General features: G+C 65.4%; 7 protein-coding genes. 3 read left to right on the top strand and 4 right to left on the bottom strand.

Going from position 1 to position 5,935, the window contains the following annotated elements; translation table 11 throughout:
- The coding region (locus tag ACREE8_RS02450) for a cupin domain-containing protein (RefSeq protein ID WP_431571391.1) at nt 1-278 on the top strand (278 nt) is incomplete at its 5' end.
- A gap of 24 nt (nt 279-302) precedes the next feature.
- Here ACREE8_RS02450 and ACREE8_RS02445 read toward each other — a convergent pair.
- From ACREE8_RS02445 to ACREE8_RS02430, 4 genes are all read right to left on the bottom strand, one after another.
- Nucleotides 303-1,064: an enoyl-CoA hydratase/isomerase family protein gene (locus ACREE8_RS02445; RefSeq protein ID WP_431571390.1), complete on the bottom strand. Its 762-nt coding sequence runs from the start codon at nt 1,062-1,064 to the stop codon at nt 303-305.
- A gap of 21 nt (nt 1,065-1,085) precedes the next feature.
- A complete protein-coding gene (locus tag ACREE8_RS02440; RefSeq protein WP_431571389.1) occupies nt 1,086-2,243 on the bottom strand; it encodes an acyl-CoA dehydrogenase family protein in 1,158 nt (385 codons plus the stop codon).
- A 38-nt stretch (nt 2,244-2,281) separates the two neighbouring features.
- Entirely contained in the window at nt 2,282-3,031 is a 750-nt protein-coding gene (locus tag ACREE8_RS02435) for an SDR family NAD(P)-dependent oxidoreductase (RefSeq protein WP_431571388.1), read from the bottom strand.
- A 71-nt stretch (nt 3,032-3,102) separates the two neighbouring features.
- Nucleotides 3,103-3,945, bottom strand: a complete 843-nt coding sequence (locus tag ACREE8_RS02430; RefSeq protein ID WP_431571387.1) for an amidohydrolase family protein — start codon at nt 3,943-3,945, stop codon at nt 3,103-3,105.
- Nucleotides 3,946-4,238: 293 nt separating this feature from the next.
- On the opposite strand from ACREE8_RS02430, the gene ACREE8_RS02425 reads away from it, so the two are divergent.
- Both ACREE8_RS02425 and ACREE8_RS02420 read left to right on the top strand, forming a co-directional pair.
- The gene (locus ACREE8_RS02425) at nt 4,239-5,594 is read left to right on the top strand and encodes a phenylacetate--CoA ligase family protein (protein WP_431571386.1); all 1,356 of its coding nucleotides are present in this window, start codon (nt 4,239-4,241) and stop codon (nt 5,592-5,594) included.
- A gap of 39 nt (nt 5,595-5,633) precedes the next feature.
- The coding region (locus ACREE8_RS02420) for an SDR family NAD(P)-dependent oxidoreductase (RefSeq protein WP_431571385.1) at nt 5,634-5,935 on the top strand (302 nt) is incomplete at its 3' end.

The following is a 5,935-nucleotide window of genomic DNA, read 5'->3' as shown; positions in this document are numbered from 1 at the left end:
TGCGCCTCGTCGCCGGACAGAACCGGAGCCGCAAGATCCAGATGTTCCATGAGCGTTTCGCGCCGGGGTCGGATACCGGCAAGCAGATGCTGAAGCATGAAGGCGAGGAAGCGGGCGTCGTCATCCGCGGACGGATCGAGCTCACGGTGGGCCGGCATAAGAAGGAGCTGGGGCCCGGCGAGGCCTATTATTTCTCGAGCACCCTCCCCCACCGGTTCCGCAATCTCGGGACCGAGGAATGCGAGATGGTGAGCGCCGCCACGCCGCCCAGCTTCTGAGCGGCGGCGGCCTGCGCCCTTTCGTTACGGCTTCTTCTCGGTGAACTTCCTGGCGCCCGCATCCAGCGCATCGGAAGCGAGCACCGACATATCCGCCAGCAGCTCGAGATGCCGCGCGGTTCTGGTCGAGACCGCGGTCCCGTGGGTCAGCAGCCCCTTGGCGATGCTGACGATGTCAGGATTGGTGCGTCCGAAGGTCTCCTGCGCCAACGACCGCGCCGCGGCGAAAGCCTCGCCCTCCGGCACCATGCGATTGATCACGCCCCAATCCAGCGCTTCCTCGGCGCTCAGCCGACGTCCGAACAGGACGAGCTCGCGCGCGCGAGCCACGCCCACGATGCGCGGCAGCCGAACGGTTCCGCCCCAGCTTGGCAGCGCACCCAGCGCCACCTCGGGCAGGCCGAACGAGGCCCGCGCTCCGGCGATTCTGTAGTCGCAGGAGAGCGCGATCTCGAGCCCGCCGCCCAGGCAATAACCCTCGATGGCGGCGATGACCGGACAAGGATGCTGCTCGATCACGTCGCCCAGCGCATGGCCGAGATCGGTATGGGCGATGCGGTCCTTCAGCGATTGGGATGCGAGCTCCTTGATGTCGGAGCCCGCGCTGAAGGCCTTGAGGCCCGCGCCCCGGATCACGATAGCGGCGACGTCAGGCGGGGCGAGGCTTTCGAGGCTGGCCTTGAGGCGCCCCAGCGTCTCGTCGTTCAAGGCGTTGCGGACCTGTTCGCGCGTGATCGTCAGGCAGGCGATCCGATCGATGACTTCCAGACTGAGACTGTCAGCCACGGTGATTCCTTTCCATGCCCGTCAGGTTTCCGCGAACGGCAGGCCGACCTTCTCCAGATAGCGGCCGATGAGCATCTTCTGGATCTGGCTGGTGCCGTCGAAAATCTGGAAGGCCTTCACGTCCCGCATCATGCGCTCGACCGGGAAATCCCGGCTGAGGCCGCTGCCGCCGAGGGTTTGCACCGCATCGGTGGTGATCTGCATCGCGGCCTCGGTCGCGACCAGCTTCGCCATGGCGGCGAAGGTGCTGGCCCGCCGGTCGCGATGGGATTCGACCAAGGTCATCGCCTGCTCCCACAGGCTGCGGGCGGCGGCGAGCTGCGCCGTGGATTCAGCCAGCAGGAACTGCAGGCCCTGATGCTGGATGATCGGCTTGCCGAACTGGACCCGCTCCCTGGCGTAAGCGACGGCATGCTCCAGGGCCGCCTGCGCGACACCCAGCGCCATCGCGGCGCAATTGAGGCGGGCCTCGTCGAGGCAGACCATGGCGATCTTGAAACCCTCGCCCTCCTCGCCCAGCCGGTGGTCCGCGGGAATCCGGGCCTCGTCGAACAGCAGCTGCGTGGTGGGACTGCCGCGCAAGCCCAGCAGATCCTCGTCGCGGCCGACCGTGAAGCCCGGCGTGTCGCGCGGCACGAGAAAGGCCGAGACGCCCTTGTTGCCCGCTTCGCGATCGGTCTTGGCGAAGACCACGAAGACGTCGCCGACGGAACCGTTGGTGCACCAGGATTTGCGCCCGGTGATGACATACTCGTTGCCCACGCGCCGCGCCGAGGTGGTGATCGCCCCCGCATCGGACCCTGCCCCCGGCTCCGACAGCGAGAAGCAGGGGATCAGCGTTCCCGCCGCGATGCTGGGCAGGTAGCGCTCCTTCAGATGCCGAGGCGCCGCATGCACGATCGGCGTGCAGGCATCGCCGCAATTGCTGTAGATCAGCGCGAAGGAGGCGCTCGCCCGCGCCAGCCGCTCGGAGATCAGGAGCGGCGTCGTGAAGTCGGGCCCCGTCCCGCCGAATTCCTCCGGGATCCAGAGTCCGAAGAGACCGAGCTCGCCAGCAGCCTTGTAGAGGTCGCGCGGGAACTCGTTGCTGCGGTCGATCTCGGCCGCGCGCGGGAGCACCCGCTCCTGCGCCAGCTTCTCGACCGTCTCCAATATCTGCGTCTGCAGTGCGGCGTCCATGGGGAGCTCGCTTCCTGGTCGTTGCCGGTCAGATCCGGTCAGATCATGACGAGGCCGCCGCTGCAGCTGATGGTCTGGCCGGTGATATAGTCGGCGTCCTTTGACAGCAGGAAGCTCACGACGGAGGCCTGGTCCTCCGGCTGCGCGACGCGGCGGAAGGGAATGAGCCGGACCATGCGCTTGATCAGCTCCGGATCGTCCCTGATCTCCTGCTGCAGCAGCGGCGTGTCGGTCGGCCCGGGCGAGACGCAATTGACGTTGATGTTGTGGCGCGCATGCTCGCGCGCGAGGCTCTTGGCGAAAGCGATGATGCCTCCCTTGGTCGCCGAATAGACCACCTCGCCGCTGGTGCCGACGCGGCCCGCATCGGAGGCGAAATGCACCATCTTGCCGCGCTTGCGTTCCACCATGCCTTTCAGCACGGCATGCGTCACATAGAGGACGGATTCGAGATTGATGGCGATGACCTTCCGCCAATAGGCGGAATCCTCGTCGGCGAAGCGGCTCGTGCCGACCCAGCCGATCGTGTTCACCAGCCCCTCGACCGGTCCCAGCCGCGCCTCGATCTTCGCGACCGCGTCGCGCGTCTTCTTCTCGTCGGTCTGGTCGCAAGGCCAGGTGGTCAAGGCATCCTTGCCGCTCCCGGCACGCTGCGTGACCGCGGCCAGGCCCTTCTCGTCGATATCCATGGCGGCGACGGTGAAACCGTCGCTCAGCAGCCGCAGCACCACGGCCTGGCCGATGCCGCCGGCAGCGCCGGTCACCAAAGCGACTTTGCGTTCGGACATTCGTCTCTCCTTTGTGAGATCGCGAGCGAGCGCCGACGGACCGGCCGCGGGATCGCTTCGCGTGAAATTGCCTAGAGGTTGAAGACCCGGGCCGCGTTCTTGCGCAGGAACTTGTCCTTGGAGCTCTCCTTCAGCCCCAGGGCGTCCACTTGCTGCAGCGACTCCTTGTGATCGATCAGCGGATAGTCGGTGCCCCACATCACCTTGTCCTGGCCATGCGAGTTGATGAACTTCACCAGCTCCGGTTTCCAATAGCGGGGCGCGTGGGCCGAGGTCCCGAGAAACAGGTTGGGATGTTTCCAGGCGAGCGAGATCGCCTCTTCCGTCCAGGGCCAGCCCGTATGGGTGCAGACGACGGCGAGGTCCGAGAAATAGAGCGCGACCTGGTCGAGATGGATCGGCCGTCCCGGTTCGTTCGGCATGAGGTCGAGCGTATGCCCCATGGAGATGACCGCCGGCACGTTCAATTCCTGCGCCTTGGCGTAGTAGGGAAAGTAGTAGGCGTGATCCGGCGGCAGCCCATAGCCATGCGGATGGATATGGAGCCCCTTGAATCCATGCTCGCGCACCGATCGCTCGAACTCGGCCACACCCGCCATGCCGCGATGAACATTGACGCCATAGAGCCCGAAGATCCGGCCGGGCGCCTGGGCCATCAGCGCGGCCACTTCCTCCACGGAAGAGCTCTCGAGCGGCCGCTGATGCTTGTAGGACCAAGTCTTGATGGCGCAGACAAGGAGCTTCTCCACGCCCAGCGCATCCATGCGGCGCAGGAACTCGGGCGTCTCATAGCCGACGAAATTGTGGGTCCGGCCCACCTGGGCGAAACGGCTCTTCTCCTCCTCGTTCTCGGCATAATTCTTCCGGATGCCTTCGGGCGAGAAGTCGTTGCAGAGAATGTCGATGGCTGCCATGGGTCCGTCCCTCCGGCGACCTGAATGCTGCGCCTCGAAAATGCTATAATTGTTTAAACATAAAGTCCATCGGTCTCCCCCTTGGCGCCGGAACTTGGACCGCCCGGGCAGGAGGGAACGGCAGCCGAATTATGCACATATTGGCGGCCATTTTTGACTTTGTCGCATTCCGCCCGGGCGTCCCCGGCACGATGATGATTGTTGGCAGGGGGAAGACCGTCTAGTAAACTAGACATCACCGATTGTCGTGGTGCAAAGGCCTACGAAGCGAAAGTCGCCGGGAGAGGTGGGATTTGGATAAGCGCATCTATGATGCCAGCGCGGAGCGGCTCTCCCGCGACGAGATCAAGGCGATGCAGACGCGGCAACTGACCTATCTGCTGCAGAAGGTCGCCCGCGAGAACGAGTTCTACCGAAGCCGATGGGCGGCGGCCGGCATCTCAATCGATGAGATCACGAGCATCGAGAGCTTTGCCGCGAAGATTCCCATGGTCGAGAAGCGGGACTTCGTGGAAGACCAGGCGGCCGCCCCGCCCTACGGGCTCCGGCATAAGCATGCGCTGGGGCTGCATTGCCCGCTGGTCATGAGCAACACCTCCGGCACCTCGGGCCAGGGCGTCGAGATCCATGCCCAGACCGCCGCCGAGTTCAATCAGACGGGCCATATCTACGGCTTCCATATGCGCTGGTCCGGCCTGAACCAGGGCGACGGCGTGTTCCTGACCCTGCCCATCACCCTGATGTCGGGCGGACGTTGCGAGTTCCAGGGCGCCGACGCCTATGGCCTCACGGTCTATCCCGTCGGCAATTACGATGCCGTCCGCAAGCTCGATCTCATGGCGCGCTACCGGCCGGCGGCCCTCTTCGGCACCACCTCCTATTTCGGCCATCTCGCGGCCGTGGCGGGCGAAAAGGCGTCGAGCCTGGGCTTGCGCGCCCTCCTCACCGGCGGCGAGGGCTCGGGCTTCGCCTGGCTGGAGCGGCTGGAGGAGGCCTGGGGCGCCAAGGTGTTCGATCGCTACGGCTCGACGCAGACCGGCAACGACCACATGTTCTGCTGCGAGGTCGGGATCGGCTCCGCCTCCCGCCCCGGCATGCTGCATAATATCGATTCCATGGTGCTGACCGAGGTGATCGATCCCGCCACCGGCCAGCCGGTACGTGACGGCGAGGTGGGCGAGATCGTGGTGACCAGCCTCTATCATACCGACACGCCGCTCATTCGCTGCCGAACCCGCGACCGCGGCGTGTGGCATGAGGCCGGTTATTGCAGCTGCGGACGCCCCTTTGCCGGGCTCGAGGTCGCCTCCATCAGCCGGCTCGACGACATGAAGAAGGTCAAGGGCGTCAATATCTGGCCACAGGCGGTCGACGATGTGCTGTTCGCGGAAGCCGATGTCGACGAATATCAGGTGATCCTGACTTCAGACGCGCGCGATGCCGATGTGGCCACCCTGCGCGTCATGCCGAAGCGGAACCTGTCCACCGAAGACGCCGGCCAGTGGCAGCGTCATCTGTCGGAGAAGGTCAATAAGCGCATCGGCATCACCTTCCTGGTGGAGGTCCTGCCCACCGGATCGCTCGCGCGCAGCGAGTACAAGGCCAAGCGCTGGCAGGACGAGCGCTCGCATGCGCAACGGAAAGTCTAAGATCATGGCGTCGCCAGACAGGACCTCGGGGAACCACTCATGCCGGTAGCGATCGTCACGGCCGCGGGCCAGGGAATCGGCGCCGCCCTCGCACGCGGCCTCGCCGAACGCGGCTACAGCCTGGCCCTCATGTCGAGAACCGATGCCGCGGAGAAACTGGCCGAGGAGCTGGGCGGGGTCGGCATGCGGGGCTCCGTGACGGAGCCCCACGATCTCGCGAAGCTGGTCGACCTGACTCTTGGAAAATATGGCCGCATCGACGGGGTCGTGAACAACACCGGCCGCGATCCGGAATCGCACCATGTCTCCGGCCCGCCCTATGACCCGGACCTGGACCGGTC

This window comes from Hypericibacter sp. (genome assembly GCF_050729195.1).
Lineage (GTDB): Bacteria > Pseudomonadota > Alphaproteobacteria > Dongiales > Dongiaceae > Hypericibacter.
Note: the sequence above shows the minus strand (reverse complement) of the source record. Positions and strands in the feature narration are given on the sequence as shown.